18 protein-coding genes are annotated in these 17,833 nt (G+C 61.9%); 12 read left to right on the top strand and 6 right to left on the bottom strand.

What is annotated here, in order from left to right:
- Positions 1 to 18 precede the first annotated feature (18 nt).
- From FJ988_RS05430 to recJ, 4 genes are all read left to right on the top strand, one after another.
- Positions 19 to 1,332, top strand: a complete 1,314-nt coding sequence (locus tag FJ988_RS05430; RefSeq protein WP_140815731.1) for a homoserine dehydrogenase — start codon at positions 19 to 21, stop codon at positions 1,330 to 1,332.
- Between the two features lie 209 nt (positions 1,333 to 1,541).
- Positions 1,542 to 2,525: a class II fructose-bisphosphatase gene (gene glpX / locus FJ988_RS05425; RefSeq protein WP_140815730.1), complete on the top strand. Its 984-nt coding sequence runs from the start codon at positions 1,542 to 1,544 to the stop codon at positions 2,523 to 2,525.
- Positions 2,526 to 2,595: 70 nt separating this feature from the next.
- Positions 2,596 to 2,820 (top strand): DUF6434 domain-containing protein, encoded by a 225-nt coding sequence (locus FJ988_RS05420; RefSeq protein WP_140815729.1) that lies wholly within the window; start codon positions 2,596 to 2,598, stop codon positions 2,818 to 2,820.
- Complete coding sequence (recJ, locus tag FJ988_RS05415; protein ID WP_140815728.1) at positions 2,821 to 4,605, top strand: single-stranded-DNA-specific exonuclease RecJ; 1,785 nt, start codon at positions 2,821 to 2,823, stop codon at positions 4,603 to 4,605.
- Between the two features lie 17 nt (positions 4,606 to 4,622).
- Here the strand turns inward: recJ and FJ988_RS05410 are convergent, their stop codons facing one another.
- Positions 4,623 to 4,922: a hypothetical protein gene (locus FJ988_RS05410; protein WP_140815727.1), complete on the bottom strand. Its 300-nt coding sequence runs from the start codon at positions 4,920 to 4,922 to the stop codon at positions 4,623 to 4,625.
- Between FJ988_RS05410 and FJ988_RS05405 the strand changes: the two genes are divergently transcribed.
- Both FJ988_RS05405 and FJ988_RS05400 read left to right on the top strand, forming a co-directional pair.
- The gene (locus FJ988_RS05405; RefSeq protein ID WP_348644473.1) at positions 4,815 to 6,563 is read left to right on the top strand and encodes a S53 family peptidase; all 1,749 of its coding nucleotides are present in this window, start codon (positions 4,815 to 4,817) and stop codon (positions 6,561 to 6,563) included. The genes FJ988_RS05410 and FJ988_RS05405 overlap by 108 nt on opposite strands.
- Before the next feature lie 393 nt (positions 6,564 to 6,956).
- Positions 6,957 to 7,763 (top strand): hypothetical protein, encoded by an 807-nt coding sequence (locus FJ988_RS05400; protein ID WP_140825017.1) that lies wholly within the window; start codon positions 6,957 to 6,959, stop codon positions 7,761 to 7,763.
- A gap of 255 nt (positions 7,764 to 8,018) precedes the next feature.
- Here the strand turns inward: FJ988_RS05400 and FJ988_RS05395 are convergent, their stop codons facing one another.
- The 3 genes from FJ988_RS05395 to folE form a co-directional block, all read right to left on the bottom strand.
- Positions 8,019 to 8,984, bottom strand: coding sequence for a patatin family protein (locus FJ988_RS05395; RefSeq protein WP_140815724.1), 966 nt, complete (start codon positions 8,982 to 8,984; stop codon positions 8,019 to 8,021).
- Between the two features lie 84 nt (positions 8,985 to 9,068).
- A complete protein-coding gene (hisI, locus tag FJ988_RS05390) occupies positions 9,069 to 9,527 on the bottom strand; it encodes a phosphoribosyl-AMP cyclohydrolase (RefSeq protein ID WP_140815723.1) in 459 nt (152 codons plus the stop codon).
- 37 nt (positions 9,528 to 9,564) lie between these two features.
- A complete protein-coding gene (folE, locus tag FJ988_RS05385; RefSeq protein ID WP_140815722.1) occupies positions 9,565 to 10,197 on the bottom strand; it encodes a GTP cyclohydrolase I FolE in 633 nt (210 codons plus the stop codon).
- A 236-nt stretch (positions 10,198 to 10,433) separates the two neighbouring features.
- Between folE and FJ988_RS05380 the strand changes: the two genes are divergently transcribed.
- Entirely contained in the window at positions 10,434 to 10,880 is a 447-nt protein-coding gene (locus tag FJ988_RS05380; protein ID WP_140815721.1) for an iron-sulfur cluster assembly scaffold protein, read from the top strand.
- Here FJ988_RS05380 and FJ988_RS05375 read toward each other — a convergent pair.
- Positions 10,877 to 11,791, bottom strand: coding sequence for a LysR substrate-binding domain-containing protein (locus FJ988_RS05375; RefSeq protein WP_140815720.1), 915 nt, complete (start codon positions 11,789 to 11,791; stop codon positions 10,877 to 10,879). The two genes, FJ988_RS05380 and FJ988_RS05375, sit on opposite strands and share 4 nt — an antisense overlap.
- Positions 11,792 to 11,884: 93 nt before the next feature.
- Here FJ988_RS05375 and FJ988_RS30750 point away from each other — a divergent pair, with 93 nt between their 5' ends.
- The 5 genes from FJ988_RS30750 (at position 11,885) to FJ988_RS05355 (ending at position 16,635) form a co-directional block, all read left to right on the top strand.
- A complete protein-coding gene (locus FJ988_RS30750; RefSeq protein WP_181183421.1) occupies positions 11,885 to 12,046 on the top strand; it encodes a hypothetical protein in 162 nt (53 codons plus the stop codon).
- Between the two features lie 74 nt (positions 12,047 to 12,120).
- Positions 12,121 to 12,495, top strand: a complete 375-nt coding sequence (yidD, locus tag FJ988_RS05370) for a membrane protein insertion efficiency factor YidD (RefSeq protein ID WP_246688447.1) — start codon at positions 12,121 to 12,123, stop codon at positions 12,493 to 12,495.
- Between the two features lie 135 nt (positions 12,496 to 12,630).
- The gene (blaOXA, locus tag FJ988_RS05365) at positions 12,631 to 13,443 is read left to right on the top strand and encodes a class D beta-lactamase (protein ID WP_140815718.1); all 813 of its coding nucleotides are present in this window, start codon (positions 12,631 to 12,633) and stop codon (positions 13,441 to 13,443) included.
- Positions 13,444 to 13,635: 192 nt separating this feature from the next.
- Complete coding sequence (gene thrS / locus FJ988_RS05360) at positions 13,636 to 15,609, top strand: threonine--tRNA ligase (RefSeq protein WP_140815717.1); 1,974 nt, start codon at positions 13,636 to 13,638, stop codon at positions 15,607 to 15,609.
- Positions 15,610 to 15,693: 84 nt separating this feature from the next.
- Positions 15,694 to 16,635: a lysophospholipid acyltransferase family protein gene (locus FJ988_RS05355; RefSeq protein ID WP_140815716.1), complete on the top strand. Its 942-nt coding sequence runs from the start codon at positions 15,694 to 15,696 to the stop codon at positions 16,633 to 16,635.
- 14 nt (positions 16,636 to 16,649) lie between these two features.
- Here the strand turns inward: FJ988_RS05355 and FJ988_RS05350 are convergent, their stop codons facing one another.
- The gene (locus FJ988_RS05350) at positions 16,650 to 17,615 is read right to left on the bottom strand and encodes a hypothetical protein (protein WP_140815715.1); all 966 of its coding nucleotides are present in this window, start codon (positions 17,613 to 17,615) and stop codon (positions 16,650 to 16,652) included.
- Between the last annotated feature and the right edge of the window lie 218 nt (positions 17,616 to 17,833).

The raw sequence follows: 17,833 nt of genomic DNA, 5'->3' as shown, positions 1-17,833 counted from the left end.
TGAGGGGCGTCGCCGGACATGGCTGAAGCATTGCGTGTTGGAATTGCCGGCTTGGGCACCGTCGGGGCCTCGGTGGCGCGCGTGCTGCGCGACAAGGCGGCCGAGCTGACCCGGCAATGCGGCCGCGACATCGTCGTGGCGGCGGTTTCGGCCCGCGATGCCAAGCGCGACCGCGGCGTCGATCTCAGCGCCGCCAAATGGTTCGACGATCCGGTCAAGATGGCCGAAAAGGCCGACATCGATGTCTTCGTCGAGCTGATCGGCGGCGACGAGGGGCCGGCGCGGCAGTCGGTGAAGGCAGCGCTAGAGGCGGGCCGGCATGTCGTCACCGCCAACAAGGCGCTGCTCGCCAAACACGGCGTGGCGCTTGCCGAGATCGCCGAGAGGAAGGGCGTGCTGCTCAACTATGAAGCGGCGGTCGCCGGTGGCATCCCGGTCATCAAGACGATGCGCGAGGCTATGGCCGGCAACGCGGTGACCCGCGTCTTCGGCATCCTCAACGGCACCTGCAACTACATCCTGACCCGCATGGAGGCCGAAGGCATCTCCTTCGACGCCTGCCTCAAGGACGCGCAACGGCTGGGCTATGCCGAGGCCGATCCGACCTTCGACATCGAGGGCCACGACACGGCGCACAAGCTGTCGATCCTGACCAGCCTGGCCTTCGGCACCAAGATCGCCGCCAACGACATCTATATGGAAGGCATCTCCAACATCACCCAGGCCGATATCCGCGCCGCAGCCGATCTCGGCTATCGCATCAAGCTACTCGGCGTCGCGCAGCGCACCGAAAGCGGGATCGAGCAGCGCGTGCACCCGACCATGGTGCCGACGGCCTCGGTCATCGCGCAGGTGCATGGCGTCATCAACGCGGTGGCGATCGAGACCGACATCCTAGGCGAGTTGCTGCTTTCCGGCCCTGGCGCCGGCGGCAATGCCACGGCGTCGGCGGTGATCGGCGATATCGCCGACATCGCCAAGAGCCGCCCGGGCTTCCAGCATGGGCCGGTGTTCGGCTGGCCGGCGAAGGAGTTGAAGCCCTACAAGAAGGCGCAGATGCGCAGCCATGCCGGCGGCTATTTCATCCGGCTCACCGTGCATGACCGCATCGGCGTCTTCGCCGCGATCGCCAAGCGCATGGCCGACAACGACATCTCGCTGGAATCGATTGTCCAGCAGGCGGCAGGCCCCGAGACGCAAGCGCAGAAGACGGTCATCCTCGTCACCCACGAGACGACGGAAGCTGCGGTGCGCAAGGCCGTCGAAGGCATCACCAAGGACGGTCATCTGACCGACAAGGCGCAGGTGATCCGCATCGAACGGGCGGAGTAGCCGCCCGAACTTTTCCACCTTTAATCGATTGATTTTGCTTCGGTTTCAAAAATTGGCCGGGCAAGTCTTGCCGTTGTCATGGAGCTTTGCCAGAAGGGTTTCGCCTTTGGCGGAAGGCAGAAGCAACTCCGGTTCTCCCGGATTGCTCGAAGCAAAATAGAGCGGTTCGGACCTGACCCGCTCTCGTGACAACGAGGAATGCGTCATCCATGAACATCGCCCAAGACATCGCCCCCGGCCTCGACCGGATCCTGACCATGGAGGTCGTGCGCGTCACCGAGCGCGCGGCGGTCGCGGCCGCCAGGCTGCGCGGGCGCGGCGATGAGAAGGCGGCCGACCAAGTCGCGGTCGACGCCATGCGCCAGGAGCTCAACCGGCTCGCCATCAAGGGCACGGTGGTGATCGGCGAGGGCGAGCGCGACGAGGCGCCGATGCTCTATATCGGCGAGGAGGTCGGCACCGGCAAAGGCCCGGCGGTCGACATCGCGCTCGATCCGCTCGAAGGCACGACGATCTGCGCCAAGAACCTGCCCAACGCGCTTGCCGTCATCGCCATCGCCGAGAAGGGCAGCCTGCTGTTCGCGCCGGATGTCTACATGGACAAGATCGCCATCGGCCCGGGCTATCCGGAGGGCCTGATCGACATCGATGCCTCGCCGGCCGAGAACATCGCCAACCTGGCCAAGGCCAAGGGCGTGGCCGTCTCCGACATCACCGCCTGCATCCTCGACCGGCCGCGTCATGCCAGGCTCATCGACGCTGTGCGCGCCACAGGTGCTGCGATCCGGCTGATCGGTGACGGCGATGTCGCCGGCGTCATCCACACCACCGATCCGGACGAGACCGGCATCGACATCTATCTCGGCACCGGCGGTGCGCCGGAGGGAGTGCTGGCAGCGGCGGCGCTGCGCTGCACCGGTGGTCAGATGCAGGGACGGCTGATCCTCGACACGCCGGAAAAGGTGGCGCGGGCGGCCAAGATGGGCATTGCCGATCCGAAGCGCGTCTATCGCGTAGAGGATATGGCGCGCGGCGACGTGCTGTTCGCCGCGACCGGCGTCACTGACGGCAATTTGCTCGATGGCGTGAAGTTCGGCCGTACCTTCATAACCACCCACACCATAGTCCTACGCTCGTCCTCGCGCACGGTGCGCGAAATCAAGGCCAGGCACCAGGATCTGGAAAAGTTTTAGAGGCGCTTGCGAGGCCCGCCCGCAATTGTTAGCCATCCCTGTCGCCGATGCTGGCGGCAGGGATCTGACGATGAAGGCGTTCGACTGGCACGCGGATCCGATTTCGCGCGCGACTCCAATCACCAAAAGCTACCGCTACACTCAGAACGTGCGCCGCTTTCTGACGCGCGAATGTGGCAGTGCATTCCGGTTCGACCGCCCTTTCATGGCCTGGCTCAAGGATGGTACGGAAAAGACCATGGGCGATGCGGCGGACGAATGGCTCCGCCGCCAGGCTGAAAAGCGGAAAGCGTAGTTGAACGGCGAAAAGCGCCTCTTCCTCGATGTCAGGCAATCGGCGACCGGTGTTTCCTGGGAACACCGGCTGACCGAGCGGCAGGACATGGCGGCACTAGCCATCGCTCAGGGTCACGGCGTGCCGGATATCGTAGCGCGGGTGCTTGCCGGGCGTGGCGTCAGCGCGGATCAAGCCGAACGCTTCCTCGATCCGACGATCCGCGAGCTTTTGCCGAACCCGGCGTCGCTGACCGACATGGAGAAAGCCGCGGCAAGGCTGGCCGACGCGATCGTCGCCGGGGAGAAAGTGGCGATCTTCGGCGATTATGACGTCGACGGCGCTGCCTCGTCTGCGCTCATCAAGCGCTTTCTCGCGCATTTTTCGGTTCCGTCGGAAATCTACATCCCGGACCGCATCTTCGAGGGCTACGGACCCAATCCGGACGCGATGCGCGAGCTGATCTCGCGCGGCGCCAGGCTGATCGTCACCGTCGACTGCGGCACCAACAGCGCGGCCTCGGTCGACGCGGCCAGGGAAGCCGGCGCCGATGTCGTGGTGCTCGACCATCACCAGGTCGGCGGTCCGCTGCCGCTGGCGGACGCGGTGGTCAATCCCAACCGCGAGGACGATCTGTCGGGGCAGGGGCATCTTTGCGCCGCCGGCGTCGTGTTCCTGTGCCTGGTGCAGACGGCGAAGGTACTGCGCGAAAGGCTGCCCGATGCAGCACCCGTCGATCTGCTTTCGCTGCTCGACCTGGTGGCGCTGGCGACGGTCTGCGATGTGGTGCCGCTCACCGGCGTCAACCGCGCCTTCGTCGTCAAGGGCCTGCAGGTGCTACGCCAGCTCAAGAATGAGGGGCTGGCCGCATTGGCGCGGGTCTCGCGCATCGGCGAGCCGATCAACACCTTCCATCTCTCCTTCCTGATCGGGCCGCGCATCAATGCCGGCGGCCGCATCGGCGATGCAGCACTCGGCAGCCGGCTTTTGGCCACCGACGATCCGGTCGAGGCGGCAGGCATCGCCGAGACGCTCGACCGGCTCAACCAGGAGCGCCAGCAGATGGAGCAGGAGATGCTGGCGCAGGCGCGCGCCGAGGCCGACGCCGAGCTTGCCGGCGGCAGTGGCCCGGCCGTCATCGTCACCGCCAGCCACAACTGGCATCCGGGCATCGTCGGGCTGATCGCCTCACGGCTGAAGGACTATGCGCGCCGTCCGGCTTTTGCCATCGCCTTCAACTCGACCGGCCTCGGCACCGGTTCGGGGCGTTCGGTCACCGGCTTCGATCTCGGACGGCTGGTGCGCGAGGCGGCCTCGGCCGGGCTGATCGTCAAGGGTGGCGGTCATGCCATGGCCGCTGGCATCACCGTCGAGCGTGCCAAACTGGGCGAGTTGCGCGCCTTCTTCGAGGAGCGCGCCGCGGCGGACGTGTTCCGGCTGCAGAATGAAGAAAGCCTGGCGGTCGACGGCGCCCTAGCTGCCGAGGGCGCGACGCTTTCGCTGCTCGATTCGCTCGAGAAGGCCGGCCCTTTCGGCGCCGGGCATATCGCGCCGGTGTTCGTGCTGCCGCGCCACAGGCTCGCCGATGCGCGTGCCATCGGCACCAACCATATCCGCGTCGACCTGCAGTCGCAGAGCGGCGGCAAGATCCAGGCGATCGCCTTCCGCGCCGTCGACACGCCGCTCGGCGAGTTCCTGTTCAGGAACCGCGGCAAGACCGTGCATGTCGCCGGCTCGCTGTCGGGCAACTACTGGAACGGCAACCGTACAGTGCAGTTTCGCATCAGCGATGCGGCGTTGAGCTGAATTATTTGGTTCTAACGTCAACGGGATTTGGCGTGAACACGAACCAACAGCTCTTGAGCTGCAGCCCTCAAGTCGCACTTGATTCGGCCTAGTTCGCAGTTGATGCCAAACCTCACAGAAATTTGATTCGCAGCACGCTTCGCCAGATCGTTCATGAGTTGCAATATTTCTAATACATGAGAGAATAAAAATTCATCGTAAAACACTTTTTGCAAAATGTTAAGGACCATCTGAGCTCTCGCCCAGATGAATATAGCGGGCATTTTAAAAGGAAAATAAATCCAACGGTTAAGGAGGGGGCGTTGGTAGTAAGTCATATAGTTCTCCCAGGAAGTCGCAGGCCTGCCAGAAATGGCGCAATCAGGTTGCATGACGTCGACCCTCAAAGACTCATAACCCTTACCCTTAAACTGCGGGCGCCTAAGCTGCCTGGTGTAAACGAACTGCCAGCCAGGCCCCTATCCCCTGCGGAGTTTTCCGATCGATACGGGGCTTCTCCTTCCGATGTACAACTCGCTGAAAAGACATTGTCGTCCTTCGGCCTGAAAGTCGATGTCATCCTCAACGGTGGCCGAAGCATGCAGGTGAGTGGACCCGCATCGGCAGTCGAAGCCGCCTTTCGGCCGAACATTGGTATCTACCATACCGCCAGACAGGGAGAGTATTTGGGGCGCGAAGGAACGATCCAAGTCCCTTCGCAACTAAATGGAGTTGTGACAGCGGTACTCGGTCTCGACCAGCGGCAAATGGCAAATCGGAAATCAATCCAACGCAAAGCTGCGGCGAAGCAAGTCAAAACCATCGGTCCATTGACCGCGAGCGACCTGGAACAGCGATATAACTTCCCCCCTGGCAGCGCCTCCGGCCAGACGGTGGCCATCGCGGAATTTGCGGTACCCGACGAAAATAATCAAATGGTGCCGCCGACTTACTTTCCCGAGGAGGTCACCGCATTTTGCAGGCAGGAGGGGCGTGCTACCCCGAACATAAAGATCGTTCCAGTAAACGTAGCCCCACTGACGGAGGCGCAACTAAAAGCCCTAGATCCCAGCCAGCAGCAACTTTCCGCCGATCTCTCCGGCGAGGTTATGATGGACATAGAAATTGTGGCCGCGCTTTGTCCGGGTGCCGACGTCGTCGTCTACTTCGCCAGCTTCGATGAAAAGGGCTGGGTCGATCTCCTTGATCAAGTCGCCCAAGGAAGCCCTTCTGTTCCCGTAAGTCTTTCAATCAGCTGGGGGAGCCCAGAGGATTCGAGCGATTGGTCCGAAGGCGGAATTTCGGCCATCTCCGAGGGACTTCAGGCTGCAGCGATGTTGGGCATTACGATCTGTGTATCGTCGGGCGACGACGGCTCTGGAGATGGGTCATCCGCTCCTGGTGCACATGTAGACTTCCCCGCTGTTAGTCCGTTCGTACTCGCCGTCGGTGGCACGATGCTCAACGGCAAAGACGAAGTAGTTTGGTGGGAGGCACCGGGCCGCAGGACCGGGAAAGGTGGAGGAGCAGGAGGCGGAGGCGTGAGCACCAGATTTCCCAGGCCTTCTTGGCAAACTGTCAAAATCAACTCTTTGAACGCCGGGGGCATTGATGGGCGTGTAATACCCGACGTGTCAGCCCTAGCAGGACCTCCATTCTACTCGCTAATTCTCCCCGGAGGCATGCGTTGGAACGGGGGGACAAGCGCTTCAGCCCCGCTTTGGGCGGCGCTAATTGCCCGCATGGCGGGAGCCCTCCCGGCTTCAAAGCGGCAAAGGTTCCTTACCCCACTACTGTATGGCCCGGGAGCGAATGGGAATCCCCTTGGTCAAGGCGGCTGTCGAGACATCCTCGTCGGACAAAACGCTTCTCACCCCCTGCCGGGCAAGGGCTATGCCGCTATTGCAGGATTCGACGCTGCGTCGGGTTGGGGAGTTCCCGACGGTCAGAAACTCCTTCGATCTCTTTCTTCGATTTGAGATGGACTGAAACAAGGCCTCTTTTTTGACCAACACAGGTTGGCTCAAAGGATTACTGATGACGACCAAACGGCAAATTCAAATGACTCTCAAGAAAGCAAAGAGAATTGCACATGCGCAGCTTCTTGAGACTGCACTTAACAATGAACCCATTGGAGCTTGCTGGGTGAGTCCAGACAACGGCGATCCATACTGTGAACAGACCCATCAGAGCGTTTGCCTCCAGATGGATGCAATAATGCGGAACAATCCCGATCCAGATAAACGCGGCTTCGCGAATTTTACTGCCGGCGAGAGGTGTGTCTAATCTAATAATTGGGCAACAAAGACATACAAAAAGCAGCCCTGGGGCAATCGAACTGGGATGCATGCCACCTTTGGAGGAAAATGGCCGTGCGAAATTTCGGCGTTATAGCCACGCTCATAGCTGGCGCCCCACTAATGCTTCAGGCTTGCGCGGCGCCAGATTTCGATGTTCCCAAGAATTCGCACGGGCCTACTGCGTTCAGCATTGCCCAGAGAATTACATGCGAATTGATGAACCTCGTTAAAGATCACAGCGACCCGAAAGATAATTATATTCATAAAAAAGAGCTTTTATCCGGCAACTATAAAGTAGCCGTAACAATGACGCTCGATGTAGAAGATACCGGAGAGCTCGCGCCAACATTAGCCTATACGCAATCTGCATTATTTGGACTTGATGCCGGATTTAAAGCAAGTCAAACCAGAACCCAAGAATTTTCGGAAGACTTGCTATTTTCCTTCCAGCAGATGCACCAGCAGTGGAGAATCAACCCCAGATTTGGAGATTGCCCTGATCACAATACACTCCTGGCCGGAGACCTGGGCTTGAAAACCCTGGTCGATCTTGGCTTCTCAACGCCAAATCGAGATACCAGTGCTGGGCAGAAGGATGGAGAATTTGGAGGATATGTGAACTTTGAAGTTGTCCAGAATGTAAATGCCTTTGGACCAACCTGGACTTTGACTCATTTCAAGGGCCCCGGTGGGTTGGCCACGTTGGGGAGAACAAATACCGATAAGCTGACTTTTGGTTTCGCTCCGCAGCCCGACGAGAGCCACCCACCAAAAACGAGTGCTGGGAAAGCCACAAATGCCAAAAATCAACTTGAAAAAGTGAAACTTAATTCAATCGACCAGCTTCTTACCAAGTTGAATCTCGCAACTCAGAAATAGTTGATCTACTTAACCAAGCGGATCATTGCGTCGACGAAGCGACTTCAAGAGGGGCAATCGGAGCGTCATTGATGACAGCGGCGTGGCAGTTAAGGGCACGACCGGCGTAGGCAGGTGGTCTCATGTACTCTGAGTTAAGTGCGCTCCGCTCCGGTTTTCGGAAACCGCCCAGTTTGGTCGCTTCGCGCCCGTCTTCGACTCCGACTCGGCCTGACCTGAATCTCAACACACCTTGGCGCGGTGCCGTACCGGAATTCACACCAGCACGGACTGCAGCCGGGTCAGTTCGCTGATCTGCGCTTTGGTCGCCTGATAGCCGAGGCTGATGGCCTCGTCGGCGCGGTGGAATTCCGTCAGGCCGATATGGCTGAGCTTGGGCTGCAGCGACATATCCGGCGGATCGCCGGCCAGCCTGGCGCGCGAGATCCGGTCCTGGATGATGTTGAAGGCCTCGACCATCACGCCGGTGATGCCGAGGCGCGTCTGGTGCGATTGCGGATTGACTTGGCCGGGGCGTGGCGCGTCGTTCTCGATAACCAGCTCGCCGGCGCTGTGCTTGATGACGGCGGCGCGTCCGAACAGGTCGTAATGCAGGTTGACGGCTACGACCAGCGGCTGTTCGTAGGCGCGGCAGACCGAGACCGGCACCGGATTTACCAGCGCGCCGTCGACCAGCACGCGGCCGTTGCAGGCAACAGGTTCGAAGACGCCGGGCAGCGCATAGGAGGCGCGCATGGCGGTGACCAGCGAGCCGCTCGACAGCCAGATCTCATGGCCGGTGCGAATTTCGGAAGCGACCGCGACGAATGGTTTCGACAGATCCTCGAAGCGGGCGCCGTCGAGATGCTCGCGCAGACGCTGGTCGAGCTTCAGGCCGCCGAACAGGCCGCTGCCGCGCAGGTTGAGATCGAGCAGGCCGAAGATGCGGCGCTTGGTGAGGCTGCGGGCGAACTCCTCCAGCTCGTCGAGCTTGCCGGCCAGGTAACAACCGCCAACCAGCGCGCCGATCGAGGTTCCGGCGATCATCGATACTTCGATGCCGGCTTCGTCGAGCGCGCGCAGCACGCCGATATGGGCCCAGCCGCGGGCGCAGCCGCCGCCGAGCGCCAGCGAGATACCCGGCTTCCTTCCCGGCTTCTGATCGGGCACGCCGCCGGACGATGCGGGGCCATTGGCCTCCCGAACGTCAGCTCTGCTGCGCAATGACGCCCATTCGAGCATCACGATCTCCCTTGTCCCATATCCCTTGTACCCCAAGGTCGTTTGAGAATAGTGAATATGAGTGGCTTGTGAATATTGAACGGTTCACAGAGGCTTCCGATACGTTTGGTCCGCATCGAACAGCGGCTTGCTGCCATCGTCGGCAAGCGTCGCCTTGCCGTCGTTCAGCCCCACTGTCCGATAAAAGCAGGAACGCCGGCCGGTGTGACAAGTTGCGTCGTGGCCCAACACTTTGACTTGAAGCCAAAGCGCGTCCTGGTCGCAATCCGTGCGCATCTCGACGACGTGCTGAAAATTGCCGGAGGTCTCGCCCTTCTTCCAAAGCGCGTTGCGGGAGCGCGACCAGTAGTGGGCGATGCCAGTTTCGAGCGTTAGCGCCAGCGCCTCGGCGTTCATATGCGCAACCATCAAAAGCATGCCGTCGCCGGCATCGGTGACGACGACGGTGACGAGCCCGGCGGCGTCGAAGCGCGGAGAAAGGACAGTGCCTTCCTCCAGCGCTTTTTTGTCTGACGGGGCTTTTGGAAACTCAACTGCCGACATCGCCGGTCCTTATCTGTTTGACCGGCGACGGCCGGAATCAGCCGCCGGCGCGCACCATGGTGACGAAGCGGACCTGCTCTTCCGGGGTGTCCTTGAAGACGCCGGTGAAGGTCGACGTCAGCGTGGTCGAGCCTTGCTTACGGATGCCGCGCATGGCCATGCACATATGCTCGGCCTCAAGCATGACGGCGACGCCGCGCGGATTGAGCACGTCCTGGATGACGCCGGCGATCTGCGCCGTCATCGCTTCCTGCGTCTGCAGGCGATGCGCAAAGATGTCGACGACGCGGGCGATCTTGGACAGGCCGACGACCTTGCCGTCCGGCAGATAGCCGACATGCGCCTTGCCGATGATCGGCACCATGTGGTGCTCGCAATGCGAATGGAACTGGATATCCCTGACAATGACGAGGTCGTCATAGCCGGCGACTTCCTCGAAGGTGCGGCCAAGCTCGTCGGCGGGGCACATGTCGTAGCCGTTGAACATCTCGCGGAAGGCTTTGGTGACGCGCTTCGGCGTATCGATCAGGCCTTCGCGATCGGGATTGTCGCCGGTCCAGCGCAGCAGGACACGAACCGCGGCTTCGACCTCGGTCTCGCTTGGCCGGTCGGTGACCGGCTTATCCATGTAGTCGGACGGGGGCATGATTTTCTTGATGACGGCATCCATAAAGGCGTCTCCCGTAGTCCCGCTCAAAGGCGGAACGAGTTGAACGGACCACGACCTTTTGGGTGAAAATCGCCCATTTCCATCCCGCAAGCGGCGTGAACAATAGGCAAGGACAACAGCTTTGTCGTCGCCTTGTCGATGCCCGGCTGCCACCATTATATATGGTTCTGGCGGAGCGAAAGGAAGACGCGAGAGCGGCAAAGCCTGTTCGCTGGGCGGCGACGGATTGGAAAAATATGATCGACGACGTCTACAATGCGAAAATTCTCGGCTTCGCCGGAAATATCGGGCGGATCGGCCGCCTGGATCAGCCCGACGCGACGGCAAAAGCGCATTCCAAACTGTGCGGCTCGACCGTCACCGTCGACCTCAAGATGGATGGCGACGTGGTGACCGATTTCGCCCATGACGTCAAAGCCTGCGCGCTCGGCCAGGCTTCATCCTCGATCATGGCCAAGCATGTGGTCGGCGCCAGAGCCGACGAGTTGCGCGCGGTGCGCGAAACCATGCTCAAGATGCTCAAGGAAAACGGCGCGCCGCCGCAAGGCCGTTTCGACGATTTGAAATATCTGGCGCCGGTGCGCGACTACAAGGCTCGTCACGCCTCGACCATGCTGACCTTCGACGCCGTGGTCGACGCGATCGGCCAGATCGAGAAGAAGCGCGCCGGAGAGGCGGCTTAAACATCTACCGGCAAGCGCCGGCTGTCAGCAAATTCATCGCGGACCCAGTTAGCAAAGGCAGCAGCGGGCTCGGACAGGGAGCCGAGGCTTCTGCCGACAAGCCAGTAGGCGCCGCAGACGACATTGGTCTCGAATGGCTTGATCAAAGCGCCGGATGCCAATTCTTCGCTGACCAGCATCAGGTCGCCCAGGGCAACGCCATGGCCGAGCATAGCGGCCTGTTTCGATAGCGAGGTATCGGCGAGGATTGGTCCACGCTCTGACGGAGTATCGCCGGTGACCCCCGCCGCCTCGAACCAGCGTGTCCAGCCCTGGCGGTTCTCTTCGTGCAGCAAGGTATAGGCGCGCAGGTCGGTCGGCCTGCGCAGAGCCGGGCCGGATGCAAGTAGAGCGGGCGACAGGACTGGCGAAGCGATGACTGGTGCCAGATGTTCCGCCTCACTGCGAGGCCATGACTTGTGGTGAGCGCTAAAGCGCAAGGCAAGCTCGGCCTGGTCGCTACGGAATTCGATCAACCGCACGTCGACTTCGAGCGACACGTCGATGTCGGGCCGCAACTGGCGAAAGCGATTGAGCCGCGGCACCAGCCAGACAGCGGCCAGCGATGGTTCGACGCTGACGCGGACCACCGATTGCGCCGGCGATGCCGCCAGGTCCGAAAGCACCCGGTCGATGTCGTCGAAGCTTCTGACCAATTGGTCGAGCAGCCGCTGCCCCGCATCCGTCAGTTCGACCCGTCGATGCAGGCGGTGAAACAGCTGCTGGCGCAGGAACGCCTCGAGTTCACGGATCTGCCGGCTGATCGCGGCCTGTGACACGTAAAGCTCCTCGGCCGCGCGACTGAAGCTCAAATGCCGGCCGGCGGTTTCGAAGCTTCGCAATGCCGTCAGCGGCAGGCGGCCGCGCTTCATCTTGCATAACCTCAAGTTATCCGAAGCGGAAATTATACTCGTTTGAGGAGGAAGGCCAGCGGCAGTCTAATCGGTGCTCAAAGGAGCACTGCCATGAACGAGTTACTCGACATCCTGAGCGACGTCATGCTGATCGCGACGTTCCAGTGGCGCGACAAAAACCGGCAAGGCGAATGGCATGAAGGAAGGCCTGGGGCGTCCCCGCACCATAGGCTTGTGGCCGACAGGCATCCCATCCGCCGCGCCAGACCATGAGAGGCGAAAGACATTGCGTTCGAGGTCGGAAACCCACATCTATCGCGCAGCGAAACAGGCTGCGGAGCAAATTTCTGGCCGACCATCACGGACATGCGCACGGCGCGCGGCCGGCCAACCGCGGGCGCAACTGGCCGGGGCCCTGGCGCAAGACGCCGGGGCGTGTCCTCGGCACGTCGCTGGTGCGGCTCTACCAGCTGACGCTCTCCGGTTTCGTCGGCAACAGCTGCCGGCATTTGCCGACCTGTTCCGAATACGCGCATGAGGCGATCGCCCGCCATGGCCTGTGGGCCGGCGGCTGGATGGCGTTGTTTCGGGTTTCGCGCTGCGGTCCGTTCGGCACGCATGGTATAGACCGGGTGCCGGAAACGCTCGCCCCGCGCTATGTCTGGTTCATGCCCTGGCGCTACTGGCAGGTCGGTAGGAAACGCGGCCAACCTCAAACCTGATCGTTCGCAGGATCGGATTTTTACGATCCGGTAGGGTTAACGCCAAGCTGCACAAACACTGCGCATTTGAGACAAAATCGAGACAAGTCGCCTCGCTAAGCCGCTACTGCAATCTCATACCGGAGTGACTTCACCATGCGCCAGATGGACCGCTATCCCTTCATTTTTGCCGCCGTGCTGTTCGTGCTGGCCTGGATATTGGGCCTGCCGGTGCGGGCGCAATCGGCGCCGCTCCAGGAGATCCACTGCACGCTGATCCAGGACGCCGATAGCGGTGCTGCACTCTACCAGGACGGTGTCTGCGACCAGCGCGTCAGCCCGGCGTCGACCTTCAAGGTGCCGCTGGCGCTGATCGGGTACGATTCAGCAATCCTGAGCGACCCGCACACGCCGAGCTGGGACTACAAGCCCGAATTCAAGGCGGCCAAGCGTGACCAAAAAACCGTCGATCCGACGATCTGGGAGCGCGATTCCATCGTCTGGTACTCGCGCGAGATCACGCGGCGGCTCGGCGCCGATAAATTCGCCGGCTACGTGTCGAAGTTCGGCTACGGCAACATGGATGTCTCCGGCGATGCCGGCAAGGACAACGGGCTTACGCAAGCCTGGATCAATTCCTCGCTCGAAATATCGCCTGTCGAGCAGACAGCATTCCTGCGTAAGTTGCTCGCCGGCAAGATGCCGGTGTCGGTCAAGGCGCATGAGATGACGAAAGCGATCATCCCGAGCTTTGCGGCCGGTGACTGGACCGTGCAGGGCAAGACCGGCAGCACCAAGCTTGGCAAGGACGGCAAGCGTTCGCTCGGCTGGTTCGTCGGCTGGGCGGAGAAGGGCGGCCGCAAGATCGTCTTCGCCCGGCTGGTCGTCGACGCCAAGCGCAGCGATCAGCCGAAGGGGCTGGCCACACGGGCGGCTTTCCTGAAGGATCTGCCGCAACTGGTGAAGTGAGGCTGTTCAACATCGCTGGCGACATTTCCTGACGCGGCGCTCTTTACCTGGCGCGGCACTGCCTCTAAAACCGCGCCGCTGGCCATCATCCATTTGATTGGCGCCTCCGGCTAACCTCTGCACGCCGCAACGCATCCTGCGACATGCATTCACCACCCGCGCTCGTTTGCGGGACTGGATAGGAGAATCCTGATGCCGAATTCCGTTTCCCTGACATTTCCCGATGGCTCCGTGCGCGACTACGACGCGGCGACGACCGGTGCTGCGCTTGCCGAATCGATCTCGAAGTCGCTGGCCAAGAAGGCCGTTGCCTATGCGATCGACGGCACCGTGCGCGATCTTTCCGATCCGCTCGGCACGTCCGGCAAGGTCGAGATCATCACCCGCGAGGATCCGCGCGCGCTGGAACTCATCCGCCACGACACCGCGCATGTGCTGGCCGAAGCCGTGCAGGAATTGTGGCCGGGAACGCAGGTGACCATCGGGCCGGTGATCGAGAACGGATTCTACTACGACTTCGCCCGCAACGAGCCGTTCACGCCGGACGATTTCCCGGTGATCGAGAAGAAGATGCGCGAGATAATCCAGCGCAACAAGCCGTTCACCAAGGAAGTCTGGCCGCGCGAGAAGGCGAGGAAGGTCTTTTCCGACAAGGGCGAGCGCTACAAGGTCGAGCTGGTCGACGCCATCCCAGAGGATCAGGACCTCAAGATCTACGCGCAGGGCGACTGGTTCGACCTCTGCCGCGGTCCGCACATGGCCTCGACCGGACAGATCGGCAACGCCTTCAAGCTGATGAAGGTGGCGGGCGCCTATTGGCGCGGCGATAGCAACAATCCGATGCTGACGCGCATCTACGGCACCGCCTTTGCCGACCAGGCGCAACTCGAGGCTTACCAGACGTTGCTCGAGGAAGCCGAGAAGCGCGACCACCGCAAGCTCGGCCGCGAGATGGACCTGTTCCACTTCCAGGAGGAGGGGCCGGGTGTCGTCTTCTGGCACGCCAAGGGCTGGAAGATGGTGCAGAACCTGATCAACTACATGCGCCGCCGCCTCGACGAGCACGGCTATGAGGAGGTCAACGCGCCGCAGGTCCTGGACAAGAGCCTTTGGGAGACGTCGGGGCACTGGGGCTGGTATCGCGACGCAATGTTCAAGGTCACCGTCGCCGGCGACGACACCGACGACGATCGCGTCTTCGCGCTGAAGCCGATGAACTGTCCCGGCCATGTCCAGATCTTCAAGCATGGGTTGAAGTCTTATCGCGAACTGCCCGTAAAACTTGCGGAGTTCGGCAATGTGCATCGCTACGAGCCGTCCGGCGCGCTGCACGGACTGATGCGCGTGCGCGGCTTCACGCAGGACGACGCGCATATCTTCTGCACCGAAGAGCAGCTCGCGGCCGAGTGCCTGCGCATCAACGACCTGATCCTGTCGACCTATGCCGACTTCGGCTTCGACGAGGTCAGCGTGAAGCTGTCGACGCGGCCGGACAAGCGCGTCGGCACGGACGAGGCCTGGGATCATGCCGAGGCGATCATGAGCAACGTGCTGGAGACGATCCGCGCGCGCTCCGGCAACCGCATCAAGACCTCGATCAATCCGGGCGAGGGCGCGTTTTACGGGCCGAAATTCGAATATGTGCTGAAGGATGCCATCGGCCGCGAGTGGCAGTGTGGCACCACGCAGGTCGACTTCAACCTGCCGGAGCGTTTCGGCGCCTTCTATATCGGCTCGGATTCGGAAAAGAAGCAGCCGGTCATGGTGCATCGCGCCGTCTGCGGCTCGATGGAGCGCTTCCTCGGCATCCTGATCGAGAACTATTCGGGCCATTTCCCACTGTGGTTCGCGCCGCTGCAGGTGGTGGTGGCGACGATCACTTCTGACGCCGACGACTACGCGCTGAAGGTTGTCAAGGAACTGAAGGCGGCGGGTCTGCTGGCCGAGGCCGACCTGCGCAACGAGAAGATCAACTACAAGGTGCGCGAGCACTCGCTGGCCAAGGTTCCGGTCATCCTCGTCTGCGGCAAGCGCGAGGCGGAGGAGGAGACGGTCAACATCCGCCGGCTCGGCTCGCGCGACCAGGAATCGCTGAAGCTCGTCGACGCGGTGAAGTCGCTCGCCGACGAGGCGGTGACGCCGGACCGCAAGCGCCGCGCCGCCTGACCTTTGGATTTCCGATCGAATGGCGGTGGAGCGATCCACCGCCATTTTCACATGCCTGTCACGCCAGACTTGTAACGACCCGTCATGCTCAAGCTGAAACTGCGGGAAAGACGGTTTCCCGAGCTCTCCTACGCCAGTCCGCATCAGCCGGTGCTGACGCGCTGGTTCATCCATTCCGTCGAGGGTCTGTCGGGCCGCGATCGTTTTGCCGCGCTCTACGACTTCTGGCGCCGGCAGGTCGTGCCGACCGGCGACCGTGTGTTCAGCCGCATGCTGGAGTTGATCGACGTCAGAGTGCAAAACGCCGTCCAGTGGCCGCCGGCGGCACTGCCGGACACGCCGTTGGTCATCATTGCCAACCATCCCTTCGGCATCGGCGACGGCATCGCGGTGCTGTCGCTGGCAGAGCAGCTCGGCCGGCCGTTCCGGGTCATGATCCACAAGGATCTGTTGAGAATCCGCGAGATGGCGCCGTATTCGCTGCCGATCGACTTTTCCGAGACCAAGGAAGCGCTGAAGAACAATATGGCGGTGCGCCATGAGGCCGTGCGGCTATTGAAGGAAGGTGTCACCATCGTGATCTTCCCCGCTGGCGGTGTCGCCACCGCGCCCAAGGTGTTCGGCCGCGCCATCGACCTGCCATGGAAGATGTTTCCGGCCAAGCTCGTGCAGGAGACCAAGGCCTCGGTCATCCCGATGCATTTTTCCGGCCAGAACGGCCGTCTGTTCCATCTCGTCAGCGGTCCGATGAACATGGCCGAGCGCGACAACCGCGTGGCGAAGTTCATCGGCAAGGCGTCGCTGACGCTGCGCCTTTCCTTGCTGATCCGCGAGTTCGCAAGGCTGTCGGGCAAGGCGATCGAGGTGCGCATCGGCGATGTGCTGAGCTGGAGCGAGCTCGAGCCGCTGCGCGACCGCAAGGCGCTGCTCGACCGACTTTATCGTGCGGTCTTCGACCTGGCCGCTCCCGCCGCGCGGCGCGGCCGCGTGCCGTTCCTGCCGAAGCGGATGCGCAAGGCGGCCTGACGGCGCCGGACGATTTAGTCCGCGCCCTCCTCCGGATCGATCGCCGACGATTCGTTGGCCAGAACCTCGATCTCCTGGTTCTGGCCGGCGACGACGGTGAAATCCTTCTGGTAGATGCGGTCGCGGTTCTTGGCGATGATGGTGTATTGCCCCTCGGCCAGCACCATCGAGGCGAAGGCGCCGACCGCTTCCTTGATCGGGTCGCCGCTCTCGTTGAGCAGCGACCAGGACGTGTCGGCGATGGCCTCACCGCCCTGTTCGCGCACCAGCTTCATCGTCATCTCGGCGGCGCGGTGCTCGACGGTCGCTTCCGTCAGCTTGCCCGCCTCGACGCGGATGTCGGAGCGGATCACCGCGTTGACCGCGCCATAGGTCGAGACCACGTGATAGGTGCCGGCGTTGAGCCGCACCACCGTGTTCGGCGCGACATCGGGCGCGATCAGCGCGCGGTCGCCATTAGCGGCTGCCTCGCCCTCATAGATCGAGAAGCGCAGCTTCTTCGGCGGAATGGGTGCGCCGCCGGACGTCACCGCATCGAGCTTCAGCCCGCCGGCGTCGAGAACCAGATTCTCGCGGCGCGCTTCCTTGCCGACGGTGATGCGCTTGGTGGCGCCGGCGCGGCCGTAGGAGGCGTGGACCAGATAGCTGCCTGGGTCGAGCTGGAACACCGCCGTGCCGCCATGCGCGGAGGCAACCATCGGCAGCTTGCCGTCGCTGGCGGGCTCAGGCTTGAAGACCCGCCAGACGATGCCGCGGCTGATGTCGGCCCCCTTGTCGGTGAGTTGCGCCGACAGCGTGATGGCGCCGCCACTGCCGATCGCCAACGTGCCCTCGGTCTTCGGCGTCGCATAGTTCGAAATGCCCGGAAGCTTGATGTTGCCGACGTCGTTGGCGTTCTGGGCCAGCGCGAAAGAGATCGGCACCGCGAACAGCGCGGCGACCAGTGCGATCACAAAAAGGCGCAGGCTCCCCTCAAACATGCCTTGCGTTGAAGCCCAAGGCAGTGGCAATTTCAAGGCTTAATGCATGTCGCCCAAAAGTGCCTCGCGGTTTTGAGAGAACGACATGCATCCACACAACGACTTAAAGCCGCCTCCCGCCAGGGCTCATTATCCGGCGCAAAACGCCACCCGCCCGAGCCGCCCGAACTCCCGATGGCGCGTTTCAGCTCAAAATTGAATTTCTATGCTTAGGAGAC

The sequence above is a fragment of the Mesorhizobium sp. CU3 genome (assembly GCF_006442965.1).
GTDB lineage: Bacteria > Pseudomonadota > Alphaproteobacteria > Rhizobiales > Rhizobiaceae > Mesorhizobium.
Note: the sequence above shows the minus strand (reverse complement) of the source record. Positions and strands in the feature narration are given on the sequence as shown.

Excerpts from the sequence above, each read along its gene's own strand:
- blaOXA (WP_140815718.1), top strand. The coding sequence starts at position 12,631 with ATGCGCCAGATGGACCGCTATCCCTTCATTTTTGCCGCCGTGCTGTTC.
- FJ988_RS05380 (WP_140815721.1), top strand. The coding sequence starts at position 10,434 with ATGATCGACGACGTCTACAATGCGAAAATTCTCGGCTTCGCCGGAAAT.
- FJ988_RS05420 (WP_140815729.1), top strand. The coding sequence starts at position 2,596 with ATGAAGGCGTTCGACTGGCACGCGGATCCGATTTCGCGCGCGACTCCA.
- FJ988_RS05395 (WP_140815724.1), bottom strand. The coding sequence starts at position 8,984 with ATGCTCGAATGGGCGTCATTGCGCAGCAGAGCTGACGTTCGGGAGGCC.
- FJ988_RS30750 (WP_181183421.1), top strand. The coding sequence starts at position 11,885 with ATGAACGAGTTACTCGACATCCTGAGCGACGTCATGCTGATCGCGACG.
- FJ988_RS05375 (WP_140815720.1), bottom strand. The coding sequence starts at position 11,791 with ATGAAGCGCGGCCGCCTGCCGCTGACGGCATTGCGAAGCTTCGAAACC.
- folE (WP_140815722.1), bottom strand. The coding sequence starts at position 10,197 with ATGGATGCCGTCATCAAGAAAATCATGCCCCCGTCCGACTACATGGAT.
- glpX (WP_140815730.1), top strand. The coding sequence starts at position 1,542 with ATGAACATCGCCCAAGACATCGCCCCCGGCCTCGACCGGATCCTGACC.
- hisI (WP_140815723.1), bottom strand. The coding sequence starts at position 9,527 with ATGTCGGCAGTTGAGTTTCCAAAAGCCCCGTCAGACAAAAAAGCGCTG.
- thrS (WP_140815717.1), top strand. The coding sequence starts at position 13,636 with ATGCCGAATTCCGTTTCCCTGACATTTCCCGATGGCTCCGTGCGCGAC.
- FJ988_RS05355 (WP_140815716.1), top strand. The coding sequence starts at position 15,694 with ATGCTCAAGCTGAAACTGCGGGAAAGACGGTTTCCCGAGCTCTCCTAC.
- FJ988_RS05410 (WP_140815727.1), bottom strand. The coding sequence starts at position 4,922 with ATGACTTACTACCAACGCCCCCTCCTTAACCGTTGGATTTATTTTCCT.
- FJ988_RS05350 (WP_140815715.1), bottom strand. The coding sequence starts at position 17,615 with ATGTTTGAGGGGAGCCTGCGCCTTTTTGTGATCGCACTGGTCGCCGCG.
- FJ988_RS05430 (WP_140815731.1), top strand. The coding sequence starts at position 19 with ATGGCTGAAGCATTGCGTGTTGGAATTGCCGGCTTGGGCACCGTCGGG.